The 26,382-nt window shown below is 60.3% G+C and carries 29 protein-coding genes; 17 read left to right on the top strand and 12 right to left on the bottom strand.

The window, feature by feature from the left end; all coding sequences use genetic code 11:
- Window positions 1-19: 19 nt before the first annotated feature.
- Together EDF70_RS11195 and EDF70_RS11190 are read right to left on the bottom strand one after the other, a co-directional pair.
- Window positions 20-1,285, bottom strand: a complete 1,266-nt coding sequence (locus tag EDF70_RS11195; protein WP_245519122.1) for a diguanylate cyclase — start codon at window positions 1,283-1,285, stop codon at window positions 20-22.
- Window positions 1,286-1,500: 215 nt separating this feature from the next.
- Entirely contained in the window at window positions 1,501-2,298 is a 798-nt protein-coding gene (locus EDF70_RS11190; protein ID WP_132273382.1) for a hypothetical protein, read from the bottom strand.
- Between the two features lie 348 nt (window positions 2,299-2,646).
- Here EDF70_RS11190 and EDF70_RS29980 point away from each other — a divergent pair, with 348 nt between their 5' ends.
- Window positions 2,647-2,811, top strand: coding sequence for a hypothetical protein (locus EDF70_RS29980; RefSeq protein WP_165931989.1), 165 nt, complete (start codon window positions 2,647-2,649; stop codon window positions 2,809-2,811).
- A 36-nt stretch (window positions 2,812-2,847) separates the two neighbouring features.
- On the opposite strand, the gene EDF70_RS11185 is transcribed toward EDF70_RS29980, so the two are convergent.
- From EDF70_RS11185 to EDF70_RS11165, 5 genes are all read right to left on the bottom strand, one after another.
- Window positions 2,848-3,087, bottom strand: a complete 240-nt coding sequence (locus tag EDF70_RS11185; RefSeq protein ID WP_132273381.1) for a hypothetical protein — start codon at window positions 3,085-3,087, stop codon at window positions 2,848-2,850.
- A gap of 143 nt (window positions 3,088-3,230) precedes the next feature.
- Entirely contained in the window at window positions 3,231-4,616 is a 1,386-nt protein-coding gene (locus EDF70_RS11180) for a sensor histidine kinase (protein WP_132273380.1), read from the bottom strand.
- A gap of 43 nt (window positions 4,617-4,659) precedes the next feature.
- Entirely contained in the window at window positions 4,660-5,337 is a 678-nt protein-coding gene (locus tag EDF70_RS11175; RefSeq protein ID WP_132273776.1) for a response regulator transcription factor, read from the bottom strand.
- 98 nt (window positions 5,338-5,435) lie between these two features.
- Complete coding sequence (locus EDF70_RS11170) at window positions 5,436-5,768, bottom strand: hypothetical protein (RefSeq protein WP_132273379.1); 333 nt, start codon at window positions 5,766-5,768, stop codon at window positions 5,436-5,438.
- Between the two features lie 126 nt (window positions 5,769-5,894).
- Window positions 5,895-6,404 (bottom strand): DUF1993 domain-containing protein, encoded by a 510-nt coding sequence (locus EDF70_RS11165; RefSeq protein ID WP_132273378.1) that lies wholly within the window; start codon window positions 6,402-6,404, stop codon window positions 5,895-5,897.
- A gap of 165 nt (window positions 6,405-6,569) precedes the next feature.
- Between EDF70_RS11165 and EDF70_RS11160 the strand changes: the two genes are divergently transcribed.
- From EDF70_RS11160 to EDF70_RS11145, 4 genes are all read left to right on the top strand, one after another.
- Window positions 6,570-7,643, top strand: a complete 1,074-nt coding sequence (locus EDF70_RS11160; protein WP_132273773.1) for an ABC transporter substrate-binding protein — start codon at window positions 6,570-6,572, stop codon at window positions 7,641-7,643.
- Window positions 7,644-7,852: 209 nt separating this feature from the next.
- Window positions 7,853-8,797 carry a tripartite tricarboxylate transporter substrate binding protein gene (locus tag EDF70_RS11155; protein ID WP_132273377.1) on the top strand — a complete coding sequence of 315 codons (945 nt, stop codon included), beginning with the start codon at window positions 7,853-7,855 and terminating at the stop codon, window positions 8,795-8,797.
- Window positions 8,794-9,285: a tripartite tricarboxylate transporter TctB family protein gene (locus EDF70_RS11150; protein ID WP_132273376.1), complete on the top strand. Its 492-nt coding sequence runs from the start codon at window positions 8,794-8,796 to the stop codon at window positions 9,283-9,285. Before EDF70_RS11155 ends, EDF70_RS11150 begins: the two co-directional genes overlap by 4 nt.
- A gap of 108 nt (window positions 9,286-9,393) precedes the next feature.
- Complete coding sequence (locus EDF70_RS11145; RefSeq protein WP_132273375.1) at window positions 9,394-10,911, top strand: tripartite tricarboxylate transporter permease; 1,518 nt, start codon at window positions 9,394-9,396, stop codon at window positions 10,909-10,911.
- An 82-nt stretch (window positions 10,912-10,993) separates the two neighbouring features.
- Here EDF70_RS11145 and EDF70_RS11140 read toward each other — a convergent pair whose 3' ends face one another.
- Window positions 10,994-11,677, bottom strand: a complete 684-nt coding sequence (locus tag EDF70_RS11140) for a ChrR family anti-sigma-E factor (RefSeq protein WP_245519121.1) — start codon at window positions 11,675-11,677, stop codon at window positions 10,994-10,996.
- Between the two features lie 306 nt (window positions 11,678-11,983).
- Between EDF70_RS11140 and EDF70_RS11135 the strand changes: the two genes are divergently transcribed.
- From EDF70_RS11135 to EDF70_RS11090, 10 genes are all read left to right on the top strand, one after another.
- The gene (locus EDF70_RS11135) at window positions 11,984-13,021 is read left to right on the top strand and encodes a cysteine synthase A (RefSeq protein ID WP_132273374.1); all 1,038 of its coding nucleotides are present in this window, start codon (window positions 11,984-11,986) and stop codon (window positions 13,019-13,021) included.
- 19 nt (window positions 13,022-13,040) lie between these two features.
- Window positions 13,041-13,787 carry an alanyl-tRNA editing protein gene (locus EDF70_RS11130; protein ID WP_132273373.1) on the top strand — a complete coding sequence of 249 codons (747 nt, stop codon included), beginning with the start codon at window positions 13,041-13,043 and terminating at the stop codon, window positions 13,785-13,787.
- A gap of 45 nt (window positions 13,788-13,832) precedes the next feature.
- Window positions 13,833-15,251, top strand: coding sequence for a 3-mercaptopyruvate sulfurtransferase (sseA, locus tag EDF70_RS11125; RefSeq protein WP_132273372.1), 1,419 nt, complete (start codon window positions 13,833-13,835; stop codon window positions 15,249-15,251).
- Window positions 15,251-15,748 (top strand): hypothetical protein, encoded by a 498-nt coding sequence (locus tag EDF70_RS11120; protein ID WP_132273371.1) that lies wholly within the window; start codon window positions 15,251-15,253, stop codon window positions 15,746-15,748. The genes sseA and EDF70_RS11120 overlap by 1 nt, the downstream gene beginning before the upstream one ends.
- 67 nt (window positions 15,749-15,815) lie before the next feature.
- On the top strand, window positions 15,816-16,280 hold the full coding sequence (locus tag EDF70_RS11115) for a DUF1203 domain-containing protein (RefSeq protein ID WP_132273370.1): 465 nt from the start codon (window positions 15,816-15,818) through the stop codon (window positions 16,278-16,280).
- Window positions 16,281-16,396: 116 nt separating this feature from the next.
- Window positions 16,397-16,729, top strand: coding sequence for a PilZ domain-containing protein (locus EDF70_RS11110; RefSeq protein ID WP_245519120.1), 333 nt, complete (start codon window positions 16,397-16,399; stop codon window positions 16,727-16,729).
- 98 nt (window positions 16,730-16,827) lie between these two features.
- A complete protein-coding gene (locus EDF70_RS11105; protein ID WP_132273369.1) occupies window positions 16,828-18,816 on the top strand; it encodes a bifunctional 2',3'-cyclic-nucleotide 2'-phosphodiesterase/3'-nucleotidase in 1,989 nt (662 codons plus the stop codon).
- A gap of 148 nt (window positions 18,817-18,964) precedes the next feature.
- Complete coding sequence (locus EDF70_RS11100) at window positions 18,965-19,801, top strand: PhzF family phenazine biosynthesis protein (RefSeq protein WP_132273368.1); 837 nt, start codon at window positions 18,965-18,967, stop codon at window positions 19,799-19,801.
- Between the two features lie 26 nt (window positions 19,802-19,827).
- Window positions 19,828-20,400 carry a DinB family protein gene (locus tag EDF70_RS11095; RefSeq protein ID WP_132273367.1) on the top strand — a complete coding sequence of 191 codons (573 nt, stop codon included), beginning with the start codon at window positions 19,828-19,830 and terminating at the stop codon, window positions 20,398-20,400.
- The gene (locus tag EDF70_RS11090) at window positions 20,393-20,812 is read left to right on the top strand and encodes a CopD family protein (protein WP_132273366.1); all 420 of its coding nucleotides are present in this window, start codon (window positions 20,393-20,395) and stop codon (window positions 20,810-20,812) included. Before EDF70_RS11095 ends, EDF70_RS11090 begins: the two co-directional genes overlap by 8 nt.
- An 18-nt stretch (window positions 20,813-20,830) precedes the next feature.
- On the opposite strand, the gene EDF70_RS11085 is transcribed toward EDF70_RS11090, so the two are convergent.
- From EDF70_RS11085 to EDF70_RS11070, 4 genes are read right to left on the bottom strand one after another with little or no spacing between them, the layout of a single operon-like run.
- Complete coding sequence (locus tag EDF70_RS11085; RefSeq protein ID WP_245519119.1) at window positions 20,831-21,688, bottom strand: ATP-binding cassette domain-containing protein; 858 nt, start codon at window positions 21,686-21,688, stop codon at window positions 20,831-20,833.
- 12 nt (window positions 21,689-21,700) lie between these two features.
- Complete coding sequence (locus EDF70_RS11080) at window positions 21,701-22,648, bottom strand: ABC transporter permease subunit (RefSeq protein WP_245519118.1); 948 nt, start codon at window positions 22,646-22,648, stop codon at window positions 21,701-21,703.
- Window positions 22,649-22,669: 21 nt separating this feature from the next.
- The gene (gene ssuD, locus EDF70_RS11075) at window positions 22,670-23,845 is read right to left on the bottom strand and encodes an FMNH2-dependent alkanesulfonate monooxygenase (protein WP_132273365.1); all 1,176 of its coding nucleotides are present in this window, start codon (window positions 23,843-23,845) and stop codon (window positions 22,670-22,672) included.
- Between the two features lie 23 nt (window positions 23,846-23,868).
- Window positions 23,869-24,834, bottom strand: coding sequence for an aliphatic sulfonate ABC transporter substrate-binding protein (locus tag EDF70_RS11070; protein ID WP_132273364.1), 966 nt, complete (start codon window positions 24,832-24,834; stop codon window positions 23,869-23,871).
- A gap of 267 nt (window positions 24,835-25,101) precedes the next feature.
- Here EDF70_RS11070 and EDF70_RS11065 point away from each other — a divergent pair, with 267 nt between their 5' ends.
- Both EDF70_RS11065 and EDF70_RS11060 read left to right on the top strand, forming a co-directional pair.
- Entirely contained in the window at window positions 25,102-25,986 is an 885-nt protein-coding gene (locus EDF70_RS11065; RefSeq protein WP_348639719.1) for an NAD(P)-dependent oxidoreductase, read from the top strand.
- Window positions 25,987-25,994: 8 nt separating this feature from the next.
- Window positions 25,995-26,366 (top strand): hypothetical protein, encoded by a 372-nt coding sequence (locus tag EDF70_RS11060; protein WP_132273362.1) that lies wholly within the window; start codon window positions 25,995-25,997, stop codon window positions 26,364-26,366.
- Window positions 26,367-26,382: the final 16 nt, after the last annotated feature.

Genomic DNA, 26,382 nt, shown 5'->3' with positions numbered 1-26,382 from the left:
CGCCGGGCGGCTTTTTTGTTTAGAAGAGCTCGGCAACAGCCGACGACTTGGCGGCCGCCATGGCTTCCGGCAGCGTCAGGGTCGAATAGACGCGGTTACGGCCATTGCTCTTGGCCAGATAAAGCAACTGATCGGCAGCATTGAGATTGTTGTCAAAACTCTCGCCGGTTTCGGTCTCCACCACGCCGATCGAGATAGTCACCGCGATCTCGTGCTTGTTGACCTCCATCACCAGTTCCTCGATCTGCTGGCGGATCAGCTCGCAGAAAGAATGCGCCTGGAAAGCATCCGTATTGCGCAGGTAAAGCGCGAATTCCTCGCCACCCAATCGCGCGGCAAAATGCTTTGCCGGTGCGCAGATCTCTGTCAGCGTATCGGCCACCATCTTCAGCACCCGGTCACCTGCCTCGTGACCGTAAGTGTCATTGATACGCTTGAAATGGTCGATATCGAGAATGGCAACGCTGCTGCACTGGCCGGGCAGCCTCGCCTCCTCCATCTGTTTGGTTTTCTCGAAAAAGCACCGACGGTTGGAAAGTCCGGTCAGGTAATCGCGGTCGGCCAGATAACGCAGCCGCTGGATCTGCTTCAGCGTCTCGATATTATTGTCGATGCGACACTGCAATTCTTCCGGCACAAACGGCCGATAGATGAAGTCGCAGGCGCCGGCCTTGAGAAAACTGGCCGAAAGCCACCGGTCATTCGAGGAAGACACGCCGACGATGCGCATTTCCTCCGAGGAACGGGTCTCGCGGATGCGCCGCGTCAACTCGTAACCATCCATGTCGGGCATGTGATAATCGGTCACGACGAGATCGATGATCTCTTCAGCCTCCAGGATCTCGAGAGCCTGTTTGCCGGAATGCGCTTCGAGAACGCGAAAATTCTGGCGCGCCAGTATTTCAACGAGGCCGGAACGTGCTGATCTTGCATCGTCAACGACGAGGATCGTGAAGGCACGGTTGGAGAGGATGCGCGACACTGTCTGCAGCACGGTCTCGATTGTCCGCTTGCCGTCCTTGACGATGTAGTCGATGATTTTCTTTTCGGCGTAACGCTCGCGTGCTTCCGGATCGAAGATCGCCGTAAAAACAATCGTCGGAACTCCGAAATCCCCGAGCAGGCCCACAATTTCGCCGCGCGGCGCATCCGGCAGATTAAGTCCGGTCAGCGCCAGCGTAAACTGCTGCGTCTGAAGACAAACACGAGCGCTTGCCAAGCTGTCACAACATACGACATCCGCACCGGTTTCTTCTTCCATTCGCTGCCGCAGCAACATCGTCATGGCCGGAGAATCTTCGATCAGCAGTATTCTATTGTGGTCGTCTTTTATGGTCGCAACACTCACGTGTCGCGCGTCTTTTCTGCCTGCCATTTACCCCACCGCAATAACAGTCACCCCAAATTTCCTCTTTTGTAGGAGGCAACCTGTTACCAAGCGATTATAGTGGAAGTAAAATTGCGAGCGGAAAGAAGCTTTTAGAGCAAAAGCTCATGTTGTCATGAACACCAATTGGTAAAAGCACCACCCTTTGGTTGCGCCAAACCTTCGCGCACAAGCTGATCACCTATCGACTTACCATTCCGCATCGCCACCCGCAGCTTGGCTCCGGCCTGTTCTCGATCACCGCTATCCGAAAGGACAAGGTCGAACGGGCCAGCGCCTAGAAGCTCCCGCAGACGAACCTTGGCGCGAAAACCGCGCTGGCGTTCGGCATCACACTTTGCAGACTCGGCTCCGGGCACGTCGACATCGGCCAGGCGCACCGCCGTCTTGTCGTGCCAGAACACACCCGCCTCGGCAATGCAGTCGTTCAATCCCGACCGGCCGCAATAATAGAACTGTCCCTTGAAGCCAGCACCGACCATCTTGGCACCACCATCGGGCGCAAGTGCTTTCGCACCTGCTGCCGTTGGAATGGCCGGCGGCGGCAGCGAGGCCAGCATCGGCTTGGCGATCGGCTGCGGTGCGGTTGCCGGTACGGATCGTGACGGAATGGATGCCGGCGGGACCGGCACATTGGCGGGCAGGTTCGAGGCCGCCTTGCTGCTCGACACGGCTGGCGGCGAAGTGGGGCGTGGCGACGGCTGCGGCTTTGCAGCCTCATGCCGGCTGGCCGCGGTCGCCGGCGGTTTTGTCGGGGGCAGATATCGCGCGAGATCCTCGCGGTTATCATAGGCGATGATACCGACGACCACGAGAGCCGCTGCACCGTACCAGGGCGTCATGCCGCCCCCGCCCTTTGCCTTGCTTGAACGGCGCGTCTTGCGCGCCCTGCTCGTGGCTGCCTTTGCCATTGCCTTTTCCTTCACGCCGTTTGCGACGGAGTATCGTTAATAAATCTTTCCGAATGGTTGGCATGAGACGATTGAGCGTACCGTTTCGGCGCAGATTTTTTTCGTCATCCACAAGCCTGAAATACAAGGGGTCCGGGCGCATGGGTGCGCAGACGTGCCGCCAAACATGACACCAGCCTCTAGAAAAGCGGATTCCCCCTCTATATGCAGGGGCTATCGGCACCTGTGTCAGTTTTGATCATGTGTGTATTTCGCGGATTTCGCGGCGGTGTTGATCCAGTTTTACGCAAGCCCTGAATTCTAGGGTCTCGTCACCGGAATGAGTCCGGCCCCAACGAGGACAATGATATGTCAAATGAAACGGACCATAACCGCCACGAGCCGAGCGATTCGGCCATTGCGCTTTTCCTGCAGGACAATGATCCTGATCAGTTGACGGACATCCTGGTCGCGGCGCTCGATGAGGCCTTCCGCATCATGGAACAGGATATCCGCACCGAAACCTTCCACTGAGACTTGATAGGGTGACGAGCCGGCCAACCAACCGGCTCAGGCCGCCAGCAACGCCTTGAGCTTTTCGAAACGCCGACGTGCGCGCGCCAGTCGCTTCGCCTCGGCGATCGGCAGATGAACGATATCCTCGAGGGATTCCATCAGCCGGGTGGCCGCTTCATTCTCGCCGGTTCCAACCGGCGCGTTTTCGACAATCTGGCAGGCGAAATTGTACATCTGTCTATAGCTGGCGATTTCCGCGGCGATCTCCTGCCAATCGCGCTTCTGTCTGCTCATATCCATCCATCACTTTGATCATCAAATCGGGACGGAAACGCGCCAACTGCCTAAAATGCCCAGCTTTATCGAAATCATTAGTCAAGCTCGCATTAACCTGTAACCGGCGCGCGAATTAGCATTGTCTGAATAAACGCACACACTTAAGTTTCGGATGGGAACCGGACGCGTACCGTCAGCCCTCTGCCGCCGGGTCCGTCCGCAAGCTCGACACTGCCGCCGTGCAGCGCGGCGACTTCCTCGACAATCGGCAACCCAAGTCCGCTTCCCGGCCGATCCTGCCATCCGCCACGCTCGAAACGGGTCAGCGCCTGCGTCCTGCGACCTGGTGGAATGCCCGGACCGTCATCCTCCACCTCGAGAATCACCTCGTTTTCCGTCTGCGATGTCCGCAGGGTGACGACGGCGCCCTCGCCCGCATAAAGAACGGCATTTGAGATCAGGTTCTTCATCAACTCGGTCAGCAGCAAGGGTTCGGCCTTGACCATAACAGGCGCCTCGCCCTCGAAACCGAGATCGATGCCGGCCTCTGCCGCCCGCACCACATGCTCGGCTGTCGTGGCACGCGCCAGTTCCGTCAGATCGATCGACGCAAAACCGTCGCGACGTGCGCGCGCCGTTGCATCGATCCGCGCCATCAGCAGCAGTTGCGCCAGCATGCGCTCGGCATCGGCCACCGCCTCATCGGCCTTCAACGCCGCCCGCCGCGCCTCGTCGAGATCGGTCGCCCGAGTCGCCAGCGCCAACTGGGTGCGGATGACGGCGAGCGGTGTGCGCAACTGGTGGCTGGCATTGCCGGTGAAGTGACGCAACGCATCGAGCGCCGATTGCAGCCGCACCATGAAGGAATTGACCGTATCGACCAGTTCCTGCACTTCCTTCGGCACCCGGTCGGCAATCGGCGCCAGATCGTCCGGGCTGCGATGGGCAATCGCGCCGCCCAGCCGGCTGAGCGGCCGCAGCGACACGGTCACGGCAATCCACACGATCAGCGTCGCACCGACGATCAAGAAAAGCAGCCGCAGCGCCGAATGCAGCAGGATCGAATTGGTCAGTTGCCGGCGCGCGATCGTGGTTTCCGCCACCGTCACCATGAAGGGCATGGAATTGATACCGGTCGAGGCGGAGCGCGCCAGCGTCGCCACCCGGATCGGTTCACCGCGAAATGTCGAATCGAAAAATGCCGTTGGCTGGCCTTCGTAACGCGCCAGAAACGGCAGGTTCTTGTAGCCGGTGATGAAGGTACCGGGTGGGCCATCAACCCGGTAGAAAACCCGGTCCTGCGCCGCCGAGGTCAGCATTTCCAGCGCCACATAGGGAATATCGACTTCAAGACTGCCGTCTTCGGCAACCACGACCCGCTCGGCAATGGCCAGCGCCGAGCCGGCCAGCACACGATCCGACACCTCGTTGGCGGTTTCGCGCGCCTCCCGCCATGTGTCGGACAGAGCCAGCAGGCCCAGCACGCCGGTCGAGGCGAGCAACCATGCCAGCAGGCGCCGGCGGATGGAATAAAGCACCAGCCTCATGCGGTCACGATCGTCTGGTTCTGGAAAAGGCGAGCATCAAAACTCACCGGCTCGCCGCCGCGCCTTCGAGGTAATAACCGATGCCGCGCGCACTCTTCACCGTCAGCCCATGCGGCTGCAGGCGGCGGCGCAGGCGGCTGACATATTGTTCGATCGCATTGGCCGACAGGTCCTCGTCGAAACCCGTCATCGAGCCGATGATCGCCTCCTTGGAGACGACCTTGCCGGCGCGCATGAACAGCAGCTCCAACAATCCGAGTTCGCGGGCGGGAATATCGAGCGGCCGGCCTTCGCTGGAAAAGCTGCGCGAGGTCAGATCGAAGGTGACGCCGCCATACCCGATCTGCGACGAGCGCATGCCCGCCTGCCGACGCAGGAGCACGCGGATGCGCGCTTCCAGCTCGGAGATATCAAATGGCTTGGTGAGATAATCGTCGGCGCCGAGATCAAGCCCCTTCACCCGCTCCTCGGGCGCTCCCCGTGCAGTGAGGATCATAACGGCGGCACGGTTCTGCCGCGAACGCATGGCGCGCAGAACGTCAAGCCCATCCATTTCCGGCAGGTTGAGATCGAGTATGACGAGATCGAAATTCTGGGCGGCTGCCACGGCTTCCGCAGACGCACCGTCGCGGACGACATCGACCACATAACCGCTGCCCCGCAGAATCGCCGCCAGCCCGTCGGCCAGCGCGACATTGTCCTCCACCAGCAAGATACGCACCGGCGACACCTCCCTCTTCGCAAGGCCGAGAATAGCGGCAATGCGACGAATTGTCACCGGCATTAGGCGGCTCGCGAACAGGGAGGCGGCGTTACTGCTTAAGTCTGCGATGGCTGAGCAGGTGCAGACGCTGGAGCGGCGTTTAGCTGGCGCGCCAGAGACATCTTTGCAATGTCGTTCTGGTACTCGGCAGATTTTACGAGAAAGTTCATGTGTTTCTCAATCTTAGCGATGTTGCCGCTGATGAGCAGCCCAACAGCGATGATTCCACACGTAAAAGTCGCCACAACGATGCCGATGAAAAAGCCAACCCACCCCGCTCCAGCCATGGCGGGTGAGTAAGCCATGCTGGCGAGAGTAAAGCCCGCAACGATCAGGATAGCATAGATTCCGTTCAGGCCATTTAGCAGCGCAACAAGAAGTCGATTCATAGGTCCCCCCAGGTTGCGGTAAAGATGCGCCCGACTGCGCATGATTTCAACTCATGGTCGTTGACGAACTGCTCAAGGCCTTTGGCCAAAACGTCGCGGGAGAAGGCGAACTGCCTCGTTTAAACGCTAGGAGCGCGGGCCGAGATAATCCATCTTGCCGATCGGAACGCCTTTGTGGCGCAGGATGGCGTAAGCGGTCGTGACGTGGAAATAGAAGTTCGGAATGGCGAAACCGAGCACGTAATCGCGCGCCGTGAAGGTAGTCGAACCGCTGCCGGTTTTCAGCACCACTTCAATGTCGTCCTTGCCCTCCATCGCTGATGCCTCGACGGCCTTCAGGATCTCGACGGTCTTTTCGATACGGGCGTGCAGGTCGGCAAACGTCACTTCTTCGTCCGCCATCGGCACGTCGTCGATTCCGGCGACGCGCACGGCCACGAATTTGGCGGTATCGCTGGCACGCTGGATCTGCGAGGTGAGCGGCGCCATGTCCTCGATCAGCCGTGCTTCAAGAAGGGTCTTGTGATCCAGCCCCTTTTCATCAGCAAAGGCCTCGCCTTTCTTCAGAATGGCGGAAAGGTTTTCGAAGGCGCGGATGAAGGCCGGGAGAGTGATGTCGTAAAGCGAGAGCGACATGGATGCGTCCTGTGTATTTGGCCGGAACGGCCGGGGAATGATCGCCAACAGGTAGGCATGGCGTTCCGTCAAACAAGCGGGACAAAAATTGTTTTTCCAGCCGTTGTGTTTGCGCTGGCAGTGCCCATGCTTGTCGTTTGTCAGGCAGTCGGGCATGCTTCGCCGATGAAGGCTTTTACGCTCCCGTTTATTATCGCGCTTCTCTGTCCCATCGCCGCGTCGGCGGCGGAGGAAACGCTGTTCCCTGCCCTTTCCGGCGCCAGGGACGCGCGCGAACTGAAAGTCTATTCGTCGCTCGACCGGCCACTCGCCACACCGATGATCACCGGCTTTCAGAAGGCCAATCCCGATATCGCCATTCGTTATGAGGAAATGCTGACCGGCGAGATCTACGATCGCATCGTGCACGAAACCGATGCCGGCCAGAAGACCGCGGATTTCGCCTTCTCCTCGGCCATGGATCTGCAGGTCAAACTCGCCAATGACGGTTACGCGCAGGTCAGCGAAATGCCGATGAAGGAGCGCTGGCCGACATGGGCCAACTGGCGCGATGCCGTTTATGCCCTGACGTTCGAGCCGGCCGTGTTCGTCTACCACAAGCCGAGTTTCGAAACGTCGCCGCCGCCATCCACCCGCGCCGAACTGGTCGATTATCTGGAAAGCCAGGGCGACGCCGTTCATGGCCGCATCGGCACCTATGACATCGAGCGTTCGGGCGTCGGCTTTCTGTTCATGTCGCGCGATCAGGAACAGTTCGGCGACATCTGGTCGGTGGTGAAGGCGATGGGGGCTGCCGGCGTCAAGCTCTATTCCACCAGCGAGGCGATCCTCGAACGCGTCGCCGACGGCCGGTTTGTGCTGGGTTATAATATTGTCGGCTCCTATGCCTCCAACTGGGCGAGCCGCCATCCCAATATCGGCATCCTGCTGCCCAAGGATTATACCGTGGTGATGTCACGCATCGGTCTTGTTCCGCAGGCTGCGGCGAACGCCGATCTTGGCCGGCTCTATCTGGAATTCTTCATGTCGAAGGAAGGCCAGACCATTCTCGCCCGCGATGTGCAGATCCCCGCGGTCAGCCCGGATGTCGCCGGCGCCAATACCGAAACGGCCCTGCAGAAGATTCTCGGCGGCCAGTTGAAACCCGTTCCCGTCAGCCCCGGCCTCATGGTCTATCTCGATCAGGTCAAGCGCGCCCGGCTGATTTCGCACTGGAACGACGTTCTGAGGCGACAATAATCGCTGTTTCCCCTTGTCAAATGCCAGGCGCGGGTGAAGTGTCAGGTAGATGTCAGCTTCATATGTTGGCTTAACAAATGATCGGTGACCGCGTGGAGGCGGAAACCGGTGGTGATGGGAGAGAGATTTCAAGCTGGGCCAACCCGGCACAGCTCCTCCTGTCTCCAGCAGAGACACCGCGCCTCAAAGGCGCCTTTGGAGGAAGACACTTGAAACACTTTTTCATCGCTTCGTTGTTGGCTGGTGCCATGGCACTGCCCGCTTATGCCGCCGATTACACCATCGTCGCTCCGGCAGCGCCGGGTGGCGGCTGGGACCAGACGGCCCGCTCATTGCAGGCCGACCTGCAGAAGGAAAAGATCTCCGGCAAGGTTCAGGTCGTGAACGTACCGGGCGCCGGTGGCACGATCGGTCTTGCCCAGTTCGCCAGCCAGCAGAAGGGCAACCCGAACTCGCTGCTCGTCGGCGGTTACGTCATGGTCGGCGCCATCCTCACCAACAAGGCCCCGGTGACGCTCGACGCCATCACCCCGATTGCCCGCCTCACCGGTGAATATGAAGCCGTCGTCGTTCCGGCCTCTTCCGACATCCAGAACATCGGCCAGCTGATCGAGAAGCTGAAGGCTGATCCGGGTGCGGTATCCTGGGCTGGCGGCTCGGCCGGCGGCACCGACCATATCGGTGCGGGCCTGATTGCCAAGGCAGCCGGCGTCGATCCGACCAAGATCAACTACATCGCCTATTCGGGCGGCGGTGAAGCGCTTGCTGCCATCCTCGGCAACCAGGTCACCGCCGGCATTTCCAGCTATGGCGAATTCGAGCCGCAGATTAAGGCCGGCACGCTGCGCCTTCTCGCCGTCTCCAGCGCCGAGCGCATCGAAGGCGCAGACGCTCCGACGCTGAAGGAATCCGGCCTCGACGTCGTTCTGGAAAACTGGCGCATGGTTGCCGCAGCTCCCGGCATTTCCGCCGAGCAGAAGGCTGCCATCACCGCAGACGTCGAAAAGCTGGTGAAGTCCGCCACCTGGCAGGCAACGCTGAAGACCAAGAAGTGGCAGGACACGTTCCTCGCCGGCAAGCCGTTCGAAGACCAGCTCGCCAAGGACATTGCCGCGACCGAAACCATTCTCAAGGACATCGGACTGGTTAAATGACCACTGGCAATCACAACCACACCCACGCGCGCCGCCCTGATTGGGCGGCGCTTGCCGTCGCCCCCGTTCTCGCCGGCATCGCCGCCGTCATCTTCTTCGATGTCAACCGGTTGGAAAGCAGCGGTGGCTATTCCGGCATCGGCCCGGCAACGGTTCCCGAAGTCATCGCCTTCTGTCTTGTCGGCCTGGCGATCTGGACAGTCGTTGCGGCCTTCCGGGGCGATTTTCCCGAACGCGAACAACAGGAAGTTTCGCCCGTCATCTGGATCGTCGGTGGCCTTGCTGCCCAGATGCTGCTTCTGACGACCGCAGGCTTCTCGATCGCGACAGGCATCCTGTTCGCCATGACCGCCGCCGGTTTCGGCAAGCGCAAGCTTTGGTTCTCCATCCCTGCCGGCATCGCCTTTGCCTTCGTCGTCTGGATCGCCTTCGCGCAGCTTCTGCAGCTGTCGCTGCCGGCCGGCCCGCTCGAACGACTGTTCTTCTGAGGCGCGTTGCAATCCCCCGGATCGCCTCGTCGCGCCTTAGTCTCTGTTTTCTCGCATGTCGTTACCGCAGCACGCTTTTGCGCGGCATGCTCTAGGAAGTAAGCCCCGATGAATACCTTCGATTTCCTGCTTCAGGGCCTGTCGATCGCAGCACAACCGATCAACCTGTTCTATGCGCTGATCGGTGTCACGCTCGGCACGCTGGTCGGCGTTCTGCCCGGCATCGGCCCGGCGCTGACCGTGGCGCTGCTCCTGCCCGTGACCTACCAGCTCGATCCGGCCGGTTCGCTGATCATGTTCGCCGGCATCTATTACGGTGGCATGTATGGCGGTTCGACCACCTCGATCCTTCTCAACACCCCCGGTGAAAGCGCCTCGATCGTCACCGCGCTTGAGGGCAACAAGATGGCCCGCGCAGGCCGCGGTGGTCCGGCACTTGCAACGGCTGCGATCGGCTCGTTCGTCGCCGGCCTCATCGCCACCGTGGCGCTGGCCTTCATCGCTCCCTTCGTCGTCAAATTCGCGCTCGCTTTCGGCCCCCGCGAATATTTCGCGCTGATGGTTCTGGCCTTCGTCACCGTGTCAGCCGCCTTCGGCGATTCGACCTTGCGCGGCCTTACCTCTCTTTTCATCGGTCTTGCGCTTGCCATTATCGGCATCGACCAGCTGACCGGCCAGACCCGCATGAGCTTTGGCATTCCCGATCTGCTCGACGGTATCGAAGTGACGACGCTTGCCGTTGCGATGTTTGCCATCGGCGAAACGCTCTACGTTGCCGCACAGGGCAGCCGCGCACCCGAAAAGGTCGAGGCGGTCAAGGGTTCGTTGTGGATGACGAAATCGGACTGGGGCCGTTCGTGGAAGCCTTGGCTGCGCGGCACGGCGATCGGCTTTCCGATCGGCGCCATGCCGGCTGGTGGTGCCGACGTATCGAGCTTCCTCTCCTATTCGGCGGAAAAGCAGTTTTCGAAACACCCGGAAGAATTCGGCAAGGGCGCCATCGAAGGTGTCGCCGGCCCGGAAGCCGCCAACAACGCCTCGGCTGCCGGAACGCTGGTTCCGCTTCTGACGCTCGGCCTGCCGACCACGGCGACCGCCGCCATCATGCTGGCCGGTTTCCAGCAGTTCGGCCTTCAGCCGGGCCCCCTGCTGTTCGCCACCAATCCGCAGCTCGTCTGGGGCTTAATCGCCTCGCTGCTGATCGCCAACTTCATGCTGCTGGTTTTGAACCTGCCGCTGATCGGCCTGTGGGTGCGTCTGCTGACCATTCCAAAACCGTGGCTTTACGCCGGCATCCTGATGTTCGCGACACTTGGCACGATCGGCGCCAACCCGTCGGTGTTCGAACTCGGCATGCTGCTCGCATTCGGCCTGCTCGGTTATTTCATGCGCGTCATGGGTTATCCGATCGCACCGGTTGTCGTCGGCCTCATCCTCGGCCCGATGGCGGAACAGCAGCTGCGCCGCGCGTTGTCGATCAGCCAGGGCGATCCGACCGTGCTGGTCAGCTCGCCGATTGCAGCAACGCTGCTGGTGCTGGCCGTGCTCGCACTGATCGTGCCGCTGATCATGCGTGCCCGTGGTCGTGGCGACGTGCTGTCGCAGGTTGCCGGCGCTGAAGATTGATCAAGACACAGCCTCCCAAGGCAAAAAACACCCCGCCCGGTTTCGCCGGCGGGGTGTTTTGCATTTCAGGGAGTGAAGGTTTTTAAAGGCCGAGAATGTCGCCGAGCAGGCCCATCTTCGAGCCTGACAGCACGATCGGCGCAAACAGGACCGACAGGCACAGGCAGGGTTTTGTCTGCCCCGCCACCGGCCGGTGGTCGAGGCTCTCGTCAGCGACAGAAACGTCGCCCCGCGCAAATGTGCCGCGATGATCGTGGAAATCGCCGTCGAGAACCAGCGTCAGTTCCAGCCCCTCGTGGGTATGATTGGGCAGTGCCCTGCCCGGCCGCGCCCATAACAGGCTCGCTTCCGAACCGTCTTCCTTGTTGTGCTCGATCATATGCTGCTTCAGACCCGGCAGCTTGCCCTTCCAGGGCACATCGGCCAGATCGAAGCCGAGATAATCACGCAAAGCGCGCGGCAGGACGTGGTGTTTTTCGCGCGGCTGCACCAATCGCAGCTGCGGCGATGCGGACCGCATGATGGTTTCCATCCGTCGATCGCCATTCACCAATGACCGCGTTTCTCCCTTTTCCAGAGATTGACCGGCAAACGCTTCCAGCGTTCGCGCCATCAGCGCAGAAGACGGTTTCATCTCGATATGGGACGCTATCAGTACCCGCGCAGGTTCCGGCAGGTCACCTGCCACGTATTCGGAAATCAGCGCATCCAGCATTGCAACCGTCATATGCCCGCCTCTGCTGCACAGCAGATTGTAAGCGCGCATGAGAGCAGGCTTCCTACTCTGCAACCTTTCCAATACTGCCAGACCATTGGCCGCATCAATTCACAACCTTCCAGTGTTCCTGCCTCCGCAACAGGGTAGATTTCCCATAATGTGGGGGTAATGGCGAAAAGCCGCCACTCCTGAAAAATAGGGGTAGATAAGAAATTAAGGCTGTCCCGCTTCCCAGAAACAGAATTTCTTGCGTCGGCGCCATTGTCCGTAGACAAGACGGTTACTAGGTCGTGTACTCTCGCGTCCATGCGTCGAGACACGATGCGCTTGTTAAATGACAGAAAAGGCTTTTCCATGACCCCGCATTCCTCGGTGCTCAGCGTGATCGGCAACACCCCTCTGATCCGCCTCAAAGGCGCGTCCGATCAGACAGGCTGCGAAATTCTCGGCAAGGCAGAATTTCTCAATCCGGGACAGTCGGTCAAGGACCGGGCAGCGCTCTACATCATTCGCGATGCGGAAAAGAAAGGCCTGTTGCGTCCGGGCGGGGTCATCGTCGAAGGCACGGCCGGCAATACCGGCATTGGCCTGACGCTGGTCGCCAAGGCGCTCGGGTATCGCACGGTCATCGTCATTCCCGAAACCCAGAGCCAGGAAAAGAAAGACGCCCTGAAACTCATGGGTGCCGAACTCGTGGAAGTGCCGGCTGTTCCTTACAAGAACCCCAACAATTACGTCAAAATCTCCGGCCGCCTCGCTGAGCAGTTGGCAAAGACCGAGCCGAACGGCGCCATCTGGGCAAACCAGTTCGACAATGTCGCCAATCGCCAGTCGCATGTGGAAACCACCGCGCAAGAAATCTGGCAGCAGACGGATGGCAAGATCGATGGCTTCATCTGCGCGGTCGGCTCCGGCGGCACGCTTGCGGGCACTGCGGAAGGACTTCGCGCCCATAACGCGGCCATCAAGATCGGGCTTGCCGATCCCGATGGCGCCGCGCTCTATGACTATTACGTCAATGGTGAGTTGAAGGCCGAAGGCAGCTCGATCACCGAAGGCATCGGCCAGGGCCGCATCACCGCCAATCTCGAAGGTTTTACGCCCGACTTCAGCTACAAGATCGGCGATGCGGAAGCCCTTCCCGTCGTCTTCGACATGGTCGAGCAGGAAGGCCTGTGCCTCGGCGGCTCCACTGGAATCAATGTCGCCGGCGCCATTCGGCTTGCGCGTGATCTCGGCCCCGGGCACACGATCGTCACGATCCTCTGCGATTATGGCAATCGCTACCAGTCAAAGATGTTCAATCCGGAATTCCTGAAATCCAAGGGCCTGCCGCTGCCGAAATGGTTGACCTCGACCAACAAGATTACGGCACCGTTCGAAGCTGCCTGATGCCCCTGAAAGTACACGCATGACCACGAAGCTGCTTTTCCGCGACGACTTCTATCTGTCCACGGCCGAAGGCACGGTTACCGTGCTGCACGAGGATGGCGCGATCGAACTCGACCAGACCTGCTTTTACGCCACCTCGGGCGGCCAACCCGGCGATATCGGCTTTTTCGAACGTGCCGATGGTAGCCGGATCGAGATTGCCACGACCCGCAACGGCGCCACCAAGGAGATCATTCTCCACGTGCCGGCCGAAGGTCAGCCGCAGCCGCTGGTGGGCGAAAAACTGACCATCCATATCGACTGGCCACGCCGCTACAAGCTGATGCGCATGCACACCGCCTGCCATATCCTGTCGGTCGTGTGCCCCTACCCTGTCACCGGAGCGGCTGTCGGCGAGGATGAGTCGCGCATCGATTTCGACATGAGCGACATTCCCGATCCGCTCGACAAGGCGTCAGCCACCGAACGGATGATGGCGCTCGTCACGCAAAACCACCCGGTCTATCTGCAGTGGATCACCGACGAGGAACTGGCCGCCAATCCGGAACTGGTCAAATCCAAGAACGTGCGCCCGCCGGTCGGCCTCGGCCGCGTCAGCCTTGTCTGCATCGGCGAGAATTCCAGCATCGACAGCCAGCCCTGCGGCGGCACCCATGTGTCTGAAACGCAGGAAGTCGGTGCGGTCTACATTTCCAAAATCGAAAAGAAGGGCAAGGAGAACCGCCGGTTCCGCATTCGCTTCGGCACGCCCGAAGAGACCGCCTGACCGCTTTCTGATATTGTCATCTATTGCCATGCAAGGGAGAGTGCCATGAGCGGAGCAAGAAGCCGTTTTATCGTATCCGCTGACTGGGTGGAAAAGCAGCTGGGGACGAGAGGTTTTCGTGTCATCGACGCGGCCTGGTATCTGCCGGCGCATAACCGCAATGGCGCTGCCGAATATGCCGGCGGCCACATTCCCGGCGCCGTGTTCTTCGATCAGGACGTGATCGCCGACCACACGACGGGCCTGCCGCACAGCCTGCCCTCGCCGGACTATTTTGCCGAGGAAATCGGCAAGCTCGGCATTTCCGAACACGATACGATCGTCGTCTACGACGGCCCCGGCTTTTTCTCCGCACCGCGCGTGTGGTGGATGCTGCGCACCATGGGTGCCGAAAACGTCTATGTTCTCGACGGCGGCCTCGATGGCTGGAAGGCGGAAAACCGCCCGCTTGAAACCAACCTTTCAGAACCGGTGCCCACCACCTTCACCCCGCATTACCGCCCGCGTCGCGTCACCGGATTTTCGGAAATGCGCGCCGTCGTCGATACCGCCGTGCGGCAGGTGGTGGATGCCCGAGGTGCCGGCCGTTTTACCGGCGACGAAGCCGAGCCGCGTGCCGGCATGCGCTCCGGCCATATGCCCGGTGCCCGCAGCCTGCCCGCCACCAGCCTTTCTGCGAATGGCCGTTTTCACGATCTCGCCACGCTGAAACGCCTGATGGACGATGCCGGCATCGATCTTTCGCAACCGGTCGTCACCAGCTGCGGGTCCGGCGTCACCGCCGCCGTCATCACGCTGGCGCTGGAATCGCTCGGCCATACCGACAATTCGCTTTATGACGGCTCGTGGTCGGAATGGGGTTCGCGCAGCGACACAGCCGTTGTCACCGGCCCCGCTGAGCCGATTTCGCGTGAGGACGTGCAGCCGATGAAGGCGCATATCACCCGCCTCGAAATGACAGCCGTGCCGAAAAACAGCCTGCCGATCCCGGCCAATATCCACACGGCGCTGATGAGCGTGCAGGACGTTCCCCTTAGCTATTACCGTTATCTCTACCATCAGGTCGGCAAGCGCTGGCACTGGTACGAGCGGCTGCGGATGAGCGACGCAGAACTGTCGGAGGTTCTGAAAGATCCAAAAGTCAGCGTCACTGTTCTGTATGTGAACGGCGCGCCAGCCGGTTTCTTCGAACTCAACAAGCTCAATGACGACCTCGTCGAACTTTCCTACTTTGGCCTGTTCGAACATGCGCTCGGCATGGGCATCGGCAAGTGGTTCCTGTTGCAGGCGCTGTACGCCGCCTGGCAGAACAATCCGAAAAAGGTCACCGTCACCACCAACACGCTCGATCATCCGCGCGCCCTGCAGCTCTACCAGATGATGGGTTTCTCACCGGTCAGCACCGGCGAGGCCTGGGTGCCACCCATGTCGGATGCCGAACTGCTGATGGCGCTCGATCGCTGATGCCGCAATTTCCCCCCAAGGCTACTCTGTGGGCCTTGGGGCTCCTGCCCGTTCTCGCCATCCTTGCCTACGGCTCATGGTCTGCGATCCGGGCTGCGCTTTACGTACCCCAGACAGTCACGATCTCTAAAATTGAAATCCTGTGTTCGATCCGTTCACGGCATCATGTGTTTCTTTTCAATGAGGAAACGCCGTGGACAGAGGACTGCGCGGGGCAGAAACAATTGTTCAAGACGCGGTTCGGCGGTCGACGGGACACGTTGCGGAGCGGCGTCTTTCTGTCTTTTTCCTATGTTTCTCCGGCGGACGGACGCCCACATGTTGGAACGCTACGCCGTCGCCACAACGACCAGAATTTCGAGGCACGACCGGGCGACAGAATTGCGATCGAGGCCTCCCGTCTGATGCCGTTGGTTATCACCGACTGGTCAAGCGGCAGCATCGCAGAAGATGATCGCATTCTCAGTCCTGCCGCAAACAGTTCTCTTCGACGCTGACGCAAGAAACGGGTGGCGGCTCTGAGCCATCCAGTTCATTTCTCCCGAACACAACGGGAGCAGCACCATGATCACCTTCACCGCCATGCCGACCGAACACGCCGAGCACCTGCGCAACAGCGGCCCGGACGCCTACGGCAACACGCCCGAAACCGCCGTGTCGGACGGCCCCGGACATCCGTGCCGTCACTGCCTTGAAAACATCGATGCGGGCGAAGACTATCTCATCCTCGCCTACCGCCCTTTCCCGTCGCTGCAGCCTTACGCCGAAACAGGACCGATCTTCCTGCACGCGAAACGCTGCAAGCGTTACGAGGCAACGGAAATCATGCCGCCTATGCTTGAGAGCCCCGACTATATTGTCCGCGGTTATGGCAGCAATGATCGCATCGTTTATGGTAGCGGCGCGGTGACATCCACATCCGATATTGCCAATCGTGCGGAAATTCTTCTGGCGCGCGAGGATATCGCCTATCTGCATGTGCGTTCAGCACGCAACAACTGCTTCCAGTGCCGGATCGACAAGGTTTGAAGCCATTTGACCGTCCCGTTCTGGGATTATATTCGAATTGCTCGAATTTTACAGATGCAATGAAATATAATTCAACGGCTTACCTGTATTTCTCCATTCGAACGATGGAGAGACGCATGGCAGTCATTGGAATGAAGACCCGCAGCGCCCAGCGCCGCAAGACCCGCATTATCGGGACCGTGAAATATTACAATCAGGCCGCCAAGGGCCGTATCGTTGATCTGTCCGACACCGGCCTGGCGCTCGATCTCGGCAGCCCGTTCCACGCCGCGACCGGCAGCGCGGTCAAGATCGAAACCGAGGAACTCGGCATTCTCGAGGGCACTGTCAAGTGGTCGCACCGTGGCCGCCTGGGCATCCATTTTCGCCCCAATTCGAATGCGTCGGCGCAGGTACAGTCGTATTTCCGCTTCTTCCATCAGGAAATCCGCCCGGTTCTGACACGATAAAAAGCGGCATCGGAAGATATCCAACCCTCTGTCATTTTACTGATGCAACCCCATGCAATTGCGCCTAGGTTGCCTCGATAAGCACAGGGGAGATTTTCATGTCGCAATTGTCCGCTCTTCATCCTATCAGCCGCCGCGCCCTGCTCGGCGGCTTTGCCGCTTCTTCGGCCCTCGTTGTCCTTCACCCATTTGCGGCACGCGCTGCCAATAATCAGGCGCATCTGCGCATCATGGAAACCACGGACATTCACGTCCACGTCTTCCCCTATGACTATTACGCCGACAAGCCGAACGACACGCTGGGCCTTGCCCGAACCGCCTCGCTGATCGACGGCATCCGCGCCGAAGCCGGCAATTCCATGCTGATCGACAATGGCGACTTCCTGCAGGGCAACCCGCTCGGCGATTACATCGCCTATGAGCGTGGCATGAAGGATGGCGACACACATCCGGTAATGGATGCCATGAACGTCCTCGGTTACGACGTCGGCACGCTTGGCAATCACGAATTCAACTATGGCCTGGACTTCCTCTCGAAGGTTCTGGCCGGCTCCAAATTCCCGCATGTCTGTGCGAATCTTACCAAGGGCATGCTGGCATCCGATGCCAAAAAGGATGAACTGATCCTCAAGCCATACGTGATCATCGAAAAACAGATCCGCGACGGCTCCGGCGCCACGTCTACCATCAAGGTCGGTTTCATCGGTTTTGTACCGCCGCAGATCATGACCTGGGATGCCAAGAACCTCGAAGGCAAGGCGCAGACCCGCGATATCGTCGATGCCGCCAAGGCCTGGGTGCCGGTGATGAAGGAGGAAGGCGCCGATATCGTCATCGCCCTTTCCCACTCCGGCATTGATGGTTCCGGCCAGAGTGAGCGCATGGAAAACGCCTCGCTTTATCTTGCCGGCGTCGAGGGCATCGATGCGATCTTCACCGGCCACCAGCATCTGGTCTTCCCCGGCCCCAAGGATTTCGACGGCATTGCCGGCGCAGACGCCAAGAAGGGCACGCTGATGGGCAAGCCCGCCGTGATGGGCGGCTTCTGGGGCTCGCATATGGGCCTGATCGACCTGCTTCTGGAAAAGGACGGTAACAGCTGGAAGATCATTTCCTCCACCTCCGAAGCGCGGCCGATCTACCATCGTGACGACAACCGGAAGATCGTCGCTGACGTGAAGGACAAGCCCGAAGTTCTGGCGGCCGCCAAGGCCGATCATGAGGCGACGCTCGCCTATGTCCGCCGCGCCGTCGGCAAGACATCCGCGCCGCTCTATTCGTATTTCGCGCTGGTGGCAGACGATCCCTCCGTACAGATCGTCTCCAACGCCCAGACCTGGTACATCAAGCAGATGCTGAAGGATGGCGAATACAAGGACTTTCCCGTCCTCTCCGCCGCAGCGCCCTTCAAGGCCGGCGGCCGTGGCGGCTCCGAATATTACACCGACGTTGCCGCGGGTGACATCGCCATCAAGAACGTCGCCGACCTCTATCTCTATCCGAACACCGTGCAGGCCGTACTGATCACCGGCGCGCAGGTGAAAAACTGGCTGGAAATGTCGGCCGGCATGTTCAATCAGGTCAAGGCCGGCTCGAAGGATGCCGTCCTGCTGAATGACGGTTTTCCGTCCTACAATTACGATGTCATCGACGGCGTCACCTACCAGATCGACCTGTCCCAACCGGTACGTTTCGACAAGGACGGCAAGCTGATCAATCAGGATGCCAACCGCATCGTCGATTTGGCATTCGACGGCAAACCGATCGATCCGGCCCAGAAATTCGTGGTGGTCACCAATAACTATCGCGCCGGCGGTGGTGGCAAATTCCCGGAGATCGCTTCCGACAAGCTGATCTTCGTTGCCCCCGACACCAACCGCGACGTCATCGTCCGCTACATCGTCGATCAGGGCACGATCAATCCGTCGGCCGATGCCAACTGGTCGTTCAAGCCGTTACCGGGCACCAGCGCGGTATTCGAGAGCGGTCCGAAAGGCCGCCAGTATGCCGCTTCGGTCAAGGGTGCCAAGATCGAGGAAGCCGGTGACGGCGAGAACGGTTTTGCAAAATTCCGTCTGGTGCTTTGATACCCTCCGGCATCATCAACCCTGACGTCATCCTCGGGCTTGTCCCGAGGATCTAATCACGTCAATAATCACAGGCAGTTGCAGATCCTCGGGACAAGCCCGAGGATGACGGCCGCACCGTTTATCCGAAACAACTCCCGTGATCCCCATGCCCACATTCTCCTTCCAGCAGGTCGACGTCTTTTCAACCCAAGCCATGCGCGGCAATCCGCTGGCCGTCGTCATCGGCGCCGATGGGTTTTCCGATGCCGACATGCAGGCCTTTGCCAACTGGACCAACCTGTCCGAAACCACTTTTCTACTCCAACCTACCACTCCCGATGCGCATTACCGCGTCCGCATTTTTACACCCACACAGGAATTGCCCTTTGCCGGCCACCCGACGCTCGGCAGCGCCCATGTCTGGCTCAGCCAGGCGGTGAACGCACCTGAGGGTGAAGTCGTGCAGGAATGCGGAGCCGGCCTCGTGCGCATCCGCCGGGATGGCGAGCGGCTTGCCTTTGCCGCCCGACCTTTGGTCCGCTCCGGCCCGGTCGATGCCGCCATCGTCGAGCGGATCGCCCGCGGCCTCAATCTGCCGGATGCGCTGATAAAGGACGCCAACTGGGTGGAAAACGGCCCCGACTGGATCGGCGTGCTTCTGCCCTCGCGCACCGATGTGCTGGCCGCCAAGCCGGATTATTCCATCCTGGCCGGCGCCCGCGTCGGCCTTGTCGGCCCGTTCAATTCCGATCTCGATGGCGCGGACGCCCGGTTCGAAGTGCGTGCCTTCACCCGCAACGGCTATGAGGATCCGGTCACCGGCAGTCTCAATGCGGGGCTTGCGCAGTGGCTAATCGCTTCGGGTGTCGCGCCAGACCATTATGTCGCCGTGCAGGGTACCGCGCTTGGCCGCGCCGGCCGCGTGCATGTCGACAAGGTGGGTGACGATATCTGGGTGGGCGGCAATGTGACCACCTGCATATCCGGCACGCTGACGCTATAGTCACCTGACAAGCGGCAGGAGGACGCATGCTGACGCGGCACTATTTTGCGACCCAGGCCTACAACAATGCCTGGGCCAATCACCGGGTTCTGAAGGCATGCAGGCAATTGTCTGCGGCAGAACTTACGGCGAAACGAGTAAACTTCTTTCCGTCGATCATCCACACGCTCAATCACATCCTGACCGTCGATTGGCTCTATATCAGCGCGCTTGAAGGGGATTGTATCGGCAGTGCCGCCTTCGATCCGGAGATCCCGTTTCCCGCCCTCGCCGATCTCGACCGCGAGCAGCGCGCCGCCGACCGTCGCCTGATCGACCACTGTCGAAATCTTGGCGAAATCGGCCTTGCCGCAGAGATCCACATCCCGCGCGCCACGCATATCCAGGTGGAAACAGCGGATCGCACGCTTCTGCATCTCTTCCAGCACCAGATCCACCATCGCGGTCAGGTGCATGCCATGTTATCGGGAGCATCGGTTGCGCCGCCGCAGCTGGACGAATTTTTTACCGCCGATCCGGCAGAACAGGCGCTCCGGCGTCAGGATTTTGCCGAACTCGGCTTCACCGAAGCCCTTATCTGGGAAAACGACAATGCCTGATCTTTATCTCTGTCTCAGGGCCCTGCACCTGATTTCCGACTTCGTGCTGATTGCCGGCATACTGGTCAACGCCTTTGCCATCGGCATGGTGCCGCCGGCCATCCGCACCGGTGTCATCGAGGTGCTGCGCAAATACGACCGCACCGTCAACACCGCGGCTCTCGCCGGTGTCTGGATTTTTGGCCTGTGGCTTGCCTTCGGCTATACCGGTTTTGTCGGCAATGGCTGGCTGCACGCGAAACTGCTGTTCGTGGTGTTGCTGTCGGCGCTGCACGGCATGCAGCAGGGCTGGATGCGCCGCATGGCCAAGGATCCGAAGCTTGATCCGCCCGCTTTCGTGCGCGCCGGCATGCCGATCATTCTGGTCTCGACGGTGATCATCGTGGCGCTGGCCGCCTTAAAACCGTTCTGATCTCGAAAACAGCGATCCTCAGCTTTCGCCGAGGATCGCCGCCAGAAGCTGGCCCTCCAGCAGTGCCAGCTCCGGATCTCCATGACGACGCGGATGCGCCTGTGGCACCGCGAGATCAAGCTTTATCTCGCCCTCATCCAGTACGATGACGCGGTCGGCCAGATGCACGGCTTCCGTTACGTCATGCGTCACCAGTACGGCGGTAAAACCCAGTTCCCGCCAAACCCTTGTCAGCAATTGCTGCATGCTGATCCGCGTCAAGGCATCGAGTGCGCCAAGCGGTTCATCCAGCGCCAGCAGCCCCGGCCGGCTGACGAGTGCACGCGCCAGTGCCACCCGCTGTCTCTGCCCACCGGAAAGCTTTGCCGGCCACTCCTTTGCCTTTTCGGAAAGCTGCACCTCTTCCAGCACCAGTTCCGCCTCACGGCGCGCATAGGCTTTTGGCACGCCATCGCCAAGGCCCACTGCAACATTGTCAGCCACGGAAAACCACGGCAGCAATCGCGGCTCCTGAAAGACGATCCGGGCATCCGGCGCAACACGATCACCACCATCGTCGATGAAATCGATCTCGCCACCGGTCGGCTCATCCAGCCCGACCAGCAGGCGCAAAAGCGTGCTCTTGCCGCAACCGCTTTTGCCGACGATGGCCACGAACTGCCCGGCCGGAACATCGAGGTCGATGCCGCGCAGGACACGGTTGTCGCCAAACGCCTTTTCGACACCACGCAGGCGAAGTCCGGCCGGAGCCTTGGGCAGGACCGGTGGCTCGGCACTCGGCCGGACCTCGGTGCCGTCGGGGAAGTAAGCTCTTTCCTGAAGCTCGAAAGCGTCCCAGACCATGGCGGAAGGAAGCAGATAGGAACTCACTGGCATAACCTCTTCTTCTCAAACCTGATAGGCCGCGTTCCAGGACAGGGCCCAGCGCTCCAGAGCGCGGGCAACAACATCGGCGAGCTTGCCGAGCACGGCATAGATGACCAGCGCCAGCACGACGACATCGGTCATCATGAATTCGCGGGCGGTATTGGCCATGTAGCCGATGCCGGAATTGGCGGCGATCGATTCGGACACGATCAGCGTCAGCCACATGATGCCGAGCGCATAACGAAGCCCCACGAAGATCGATGGCAGCGCACCCGGAAAGATCACCTTGCGGAACAGCGACCAGCTGCTCATGCCGTAAATCCTGCCCATCTCGACCAGATCACGATCAACGTTTTTCACGCCGTGATAGGTGTTGAGATAGATCGGAAACAGCACGCCGAGCGAGGTCAGAAACAGCTTTGCCTCCTCACCGATGCCGAACCACAGGATGACCAGCGGAATCATTGCCAGATGCGGAATGGTGCGCAGCATCTGCAAGGTCGTGTCGGTAAGTTGTTCCGACAATTTTGACACACCGTTGGCAATGCCGAGCAGAAATCCGATCGAGCCGCCGATCAACAATCCGCTGAGTGCGCGTGCGCCGCTGACAGCGATGTCACGCACCAGTTCACCGGACAGCAACCGTTCCCAGAAAGCCGCGACCACCGCCACCGGTGCCGGCATAATGCGATCGGAAATCACCCCGAGTGACGACAGGGTCTGCCACACGATCACCAATGCCACCGGCACGAGATAGGGCAACCAAGCAGCGCGCGAGATGGTGCGCAGGCCAGACGGTTTCCCGCCCTTTGCCTGCACACCGTCCGCCGCGCCCTTGGGAGGGTTTTGTGAGGCCTGCGCCCAGTCCTTGGACTTTTCCTGGGGCCTGTCTTCGGTCAGTGTCCGTGGCGTTCCACTGGTCGCCCGCCGCAGTTTTCGTCCGTCGGAAAACGTATCGATCGTCGTCATCGGCCAAGCCTCCATGGGTTATCAGGACGCCGCAACGGCGCGCACGGTCGCGTGCCCGCCGCCGCCAAAGATCGGTTTTGCCGCTGCAAACTCGTTGCCGAACCCGGCACGCTGTTCTTCGCGAGTAATGCCAAGCTCGGGGAAAAGCAGTTCAGCCACGCGATAGGCTTCTTCCAGATGTGGATAACCGGAACCGATCACCGTTTCGATGCCGAGTTCCTGATACTCCTTGAGCCGCGCCGCCACCGTTTTTGGCGAACCGACCAGCGCCGTGCCGGCACCCGAACGCACCAGGCCGATACCGGCCCACAGGTTCGGCGAGACTTCCAGCTTGTCGCGTCGTCCATTGTGCAGAGCCGCCATGCGCCGCTGCCCGACCGAGTCCGACTCGGTCGCGAAATGCGCCTGTGCCTTGGCAATCGTCTCGTCGGAAAGCTTTGAAATCAGCTTGTCGGCCGCTTCCCAAGCCTCCTCGTCGGTCTCGCGCACGATGAAATGAAGGCGGATGCCGAAGGAGACGTCCCGGCCCTGCTTTTCGGCTGCCGCCCGCACCGCCTTAATCTTCTGCTCCACCTGCTCCGGCGGCTCGCCCCAGGTCAGGTATTTGTCGGCGCGGCCTGCAAAAAATTCGATACCGGCATCCGACGAGCCACCGAAATAAAGCGGCGGGCGCGGCTGCTGGATGGTCGGGAAACCGAGTTTTGCGCCTTTGGCCTTGATGTGCTTGCCATCGAGATCGGCATGGCCGGTCGTGACCAGATCCTCGAAAACCTGAAAGAACTCTTCCGCATGCGCATAACGCTCGTCATGCTCGAGAAAGATGCCGTCACCGGCCAGTTCGGACGGATTGCCGCCGACAACGATGTTCAGCAGCAACCGCCCGTTCGACACGCGGTCGAGCGCCGCCGCCAGCCGCGCGTAATAGGCAGGCGACGCCGTGCCCGGCCGGATCGCCACTAGAAATTTCAGCTTTTCCGTGAACGGCGCCAGCGAAGCGGCCGTTACAAACGATTCCTCGCAGGAGACGCCGGTCGGCAGCAGCACACCGGAATAACCCAGCCGGTCCACCGTCTGCGCCAGTTCGCGCAGGTAGCGGTTTTCCGGCGGCCGGTTCAGTTCAGAACCACCGAGATAGGTGCCGTCGCCGCCGGTCGGGATGAACCATAAAAAGTCGATCGGTTTGGATGTGTCCGTCATGTCGGTGCTCCTCTCATTCCTGCTCAGCTGGCTTTCGGACGCCAGACGATGTCGCTGATGTCGAGTTTGCGGGGAATGATCTTCAGATCGTAGAATTCGTCGGCGAGCGCCTGCTGGTATTGAACCGCCGCGTCCGGCAGCGTTGAGACGGCACCGAGATCGGCGCCGCGACGTGACAGAACCACCTTGGTGACGTTTTCCGGCACACCGGTGATCGAGGCGATCGCCTTCACCGTCTCGTCGAAATTCGACTGCGCGGCGGTTCCGACCTTCTTCAGTTCATCGATGATCTCGACGACCAAATCGCCGTTTTCGCCGACGAAATCGCCGTTGCCGAGAAAGTAGCTCCATGAGTCGACGATGCCTTCCGCCGTCGTCAGCACCCGCGTGTTCGGATCTGCCTCGGCAATCGCCGTATAGGGATCCCAGATAGACCAAGCATCGATCGAACCGTTCTTGAAGGCGGCCGCCGCATCCGGCGGCGCGAGATCGAGCTGCGTCACGTCGCCCGGCGTAAGCCCGCCCTTGCGCAACACCTTGACGGTCACGTTATGGGCACTGGAGCCGCGCTTGAAGGCCAGCTTCTTGCCCTTGAGATCGGCGATCGACTGGATCGGCGAATCCTTGTGCACGAGAATCGCAGAGCCCTGCCCGCTGCCGCGATAGGTGCCGACGTAAAGCAGGTTGCCGCGCGCCGCCTGCGCAAACAGCGGCGGCACATCGCCGGTCGGGCCAAAGTCCAGCGCACCGGCGCCGAGCGCTTCCAGAAGCGGCGGACCGGAGGTGAATTCCGACCATGAAACCTTGATGCCGCGATCGGCAAAACGCTTTTCCAACGCACCCTGGCTTTTGGCGAGCGCAAGCACGCCGTTCTTCTGCCAGCCGATGCGCAATTCCTTCGCCGCCGCCCGCGCCTTGCCGGCGATCGGAAGAACCGTCGAGACTGCGGCGGCACCAATCAGTCCAAGTGTCTGCCTGCGCGTAACCATGAGAACCATCCCTCTCTTGCAGACCCCGCAGTGCCCTCACCGGCGGCGATCTCTCGATGAAGAAAGGCTCCCATACTCCAGTGGATTGGTCGACATTGCGATGTTTCAAAAAAGGCGGGGTTTAGGAGTTTTCATTTCTCAATTTTAGCGATGTCGGAATGCGAAACTCCTACAGTCACGAAATACACCGCAGTGCGGAAAATGATTTTTTGCAGCTGCGCGCTTCCCGATGCTCTCGCTTTGTTCTAAGCCTTAGGAAGTCGCATATTGGAGGTTGGCATGGCGAAAGTGGCATTCATCGGTCTTGGGGTCATGGGTTTTCCGATGGCGGGGCACCTCAAGGAAAAAGGCGGCCACGAGGTCACGGTCTATAACCGCACCGCTGCAAAAGCCGACGACTGGGCCAAAAAGTTCGGTGGCAAAACCGGCGCCACACCGGCCGAAGCCGCAAAAGATGCAGATTTTGTTTTCATCTGCGTCGGCAATGACGATGACCTGCGCTCGGTCACGCTGGGTGAAACCGGCGTGCTTGCCGGCATGAAGTCCGGCGCCATTCTGATCGACAACACCACGGCCAGCGCCGATGTGGCGCGCGAACTCGCAGACGCAGCCGCTGCGAAAAGTATCGGCTTTATCGACGCTCCGGTTTCCGGCGGACAGGCCGGCGCAGAAAACGGCGTGTTGACGGTCATGTGCGGCGGTGATCAGTCGACCTTCGACACGGCAAAACCGGTCATTGATGCCTTTGCCCGCATGGTCGGCCTGATGGGGCCGGTCGGCTCCGGCCAACTCACCAAGATGATGAACCAGATTTGCATCGCCGGCATCGTTCAGGGCTTGGCCGAATCCATCCATTTCGGCAAGCAGGCCGGTCTCGATATCGAAAAGGTGGTGGACGTCATTTCGAAGGGCGCCGCCGGTTCCTGGCAGATGGAAGCCCGCCACAAGACGATGAACGAAGGCAAATACGACTTTGGTTTCGCCGTTGACTGGATGCGCAAGGATCTTGGCATCGTGCTGGAAGAGGCCCGCAACAACGGCGCAAAACTGCCGCTGACGGCGCTGGTCGATCAGTTTTACGGCGACGTGCAGGCGCTTGGTGGCAATCGCTGGGATACATCCTCGCTGCTGGCGCGGCTGGAACGGAAATGATCAGGCGTTTGCGCATCGTCGCACTTGCCGCCGCGACCGTCGCGATGGCATCGGCGGCTCTGGCAGAAACCGACGGGGAGAGGATCGCAAAAATCCTGACCCCGGCCATCAAATCGTGCTGGACGATGCCCCTGCCGCCGGAAGGGCAAAAAGCGCTGCCATTTTCCGTAAGCTTCAAGCTTGGTCTCGACGGCTCGGTCAGCGAGCGACCCGTTTCGCAGAAAGAGCCCAGCTCCGATTACGAACGTCTGATGATAGCGAGTGGCGTTCGCGCCATTCTCAAATGCGGGCCGTATAGCGCGCTCGCGGCGTCGGGCCTGCCCTATGAAGCATGGCGGGACATCGACATCAACTTCGATCCGAGCCAAACGACGTTTTAAAGCCCTTAGTCGCAAG

It is taken from the genome of Neorhizobium sp. JUb45 (assembly GCF_004343585.1).
Taxonomy (GTDB): domain Bacteria; phylum Pseudomonadota; class Alphaproteobacteria; order Rhizobiales; family Rhizobiaceae; genus Neorhizobium.
The sequence above is the reverse complement of the archived record's forward strand: the minus strand, read 5'-3'. Positions and strand labels throughout refer to the sequence as shown.

Excerpts from the sequence above, each read along its gene's own strand:
- EDF70_RS29980 (WP_165931989.1), top strand. The coding sequence starts at position 2,647 with ATGTCAAATGAAACGGACCATAACCGCCACGAGCCGAGCGATTCGGCC.
- EDF70_RS11070 (WP_132273364.1), bottom strand. The coding sequence starts at position 24,834 with ATGGTTACGCGCAGGCAGACACTTGGACTGATTGGTGCCGCCGCAGTC.
- EDF70_RS11085 (WP_245519119.1), bottom strand. The coding sequence starts at position 21,688 with ATGCCAGTGAGTTCCTATCTGCTTCCTTCCGCCATGGTCTGGGACGCT.
- EDF70_RS11180 (WP_132273380.1), bottom strand. The coding sequence starts at position 4,616 with ATGAGGCTGGTGCTTTATTCCATCCGCCGGCGCCTGCTGGCATGGTTG.
- ssuD (WP_132273365.1), bottom strand. The coding sequence starts at position 23,845 with ATGACGGACACATCCAAACCGATCGACTTTTTATGGTTCATCCCGACC.
- EDF70_RS11165 (WP_132273378.1), bottom strand. The coding sequence starts at position 6,404 with ATGTCGCTCTCGCTTTACGACATCACTCTCCCGGCCTTCATCCGCGCC.
- EDF70_RS11195 (WP_245519122.1), bottom strand. The coding sequence starts at position 1,285 with ATGACGATGTTGCTGCGGCAGCGAATGGAAGAAGAAACCGGTGCGGAT.
- EDF70_RS11120 (WP_132273371.1), top strand. The coding sequence starts at position 15,251 with ATGCCGCAATTTCCCCCCAAGGCTACTCTGTGGGCCTTGGGGCTCCTG.
- EDF70_RS11160 (WP_132273773.1), top strand. The coding sequence starts at position 6,570 with ATGAAGGCTTTTACGCTCCCGTTTATTATCGCGCTTCTCTGTCCCATC.
- EDF70_RS11170 (WP_132273379.1), bottom strand. The coding sequence starts at position 5,768 with ATGAATCGACTTCTTGTTGCGCTGCTAAATGGCCTGAACGGAATCTAT.
- EDF70_RS11145 (WP_132273375.1), top strand. The coding sequence starts at position 9,394 with ATGAATACCTTCGATTTCCTGCTTCAGGGCCTGTCGATCGCAGCACAA.
- sseA (WP_132273372.1), top strand. The coding sequence starts at position 13,833 with ATGAGCGGAGCAAGAAGCCGTTTTATCGTATCCGCTGACTGGGTGGAA.
- EDF70_RS11130 (WP_132273373.1), top strand. The coding sequence starts at position 13,041 with ATGACCACGAAGCTGCTTTTCCGCGACGACTTCTATCTGTCCACGGCC.
- EDF70_RS11090 (WP_132273366.1), top strand. The coding sequence starts at position 20,393 with ATGCCTGATCTTTATCTCTGTCTCAGGGCCCTGCACCTGATTTCCGAC.
- EDF70_RS11190 (WP_132273382.1), bottom strand. The coding sequence starts at position 2,298 with ATGGCAAAGGCAGCCACGAGCAGGGCGCGCAAGACGCGCCGTTCAAGC.
- EDF70_RS11140 (WP_245519121.1), bottom strand. The coding sequence starts at position 11,677 with ATGCGCGCTTACAATCTGCTGTGCAGCAGAGGCGGGCATATGACGGTT.
- EDF70_RS11110 (WP_245519120.1), top strand. The coding sequence starts at position 16,397 with ATGGCAGTCATTGGAATGAAGACCCGCAGCGCCCAGCGCCGCAAGACC.
- EDF70_RS11105 (WP_132273369.1), top strand. The coding sequence starts at position 16,828 with ATGTCGCAATTGTCCGCTCTTCATCCTATCAGCCGCCGCGCCCTGCTC.
- EDF70_RS11100 (WP_132273368.1), top strand. The coding sequence starts at position 18,965 with ATGCCCACATTCTCCTTCCAGCAGGTCGACGTCTTTTCAACCCAAGCC.
- EDF70_RS11150 (WP_132273376.1), top strand. The coding sequence starts at position 8,794 with ATGACCACTGGCAATCACAACCACACCCACGCGCGCCGCCCTGATTGG.
- EDF70_RS11080 (WP_245519118.1), bottom strand. The coding sequence starts at position 22,648 with ATGACGACGATCGATACGTTTTCCGACGGACGAAAACTGCGGCGGGCG.
- EDF70_RS11135 (WP_132273374.1), top strand. The coding sequence starts at position 11,984 with ATGACCCCGCATTCCTCGGTGCTCAGCGTGATCGGCAACACCCCTCTG.
- EDF70_RS11095 (WP_132273367.1), top strand. The coding sequence starts at position 19,828 with ATGCTGACGCGGCACTATTTTGCGACCCAGGCCTACAACAATGCCTGG.
- EDF70_RS11185 (WP_132273381.1), bottom strand. The coding sequence starts at position 3,087 with ATGAGCAGACAGAAGCGCGATTGGCAGGAGATCGCCGCGGAAATCGCC.
- EDF70_RS11115 (WP_132273370.1), top strand. The coding sequence starts at position 15,816 with ATGATCACCTTCACCGCCATGCCGACCGAACACGCCGAGCACCTGCGC.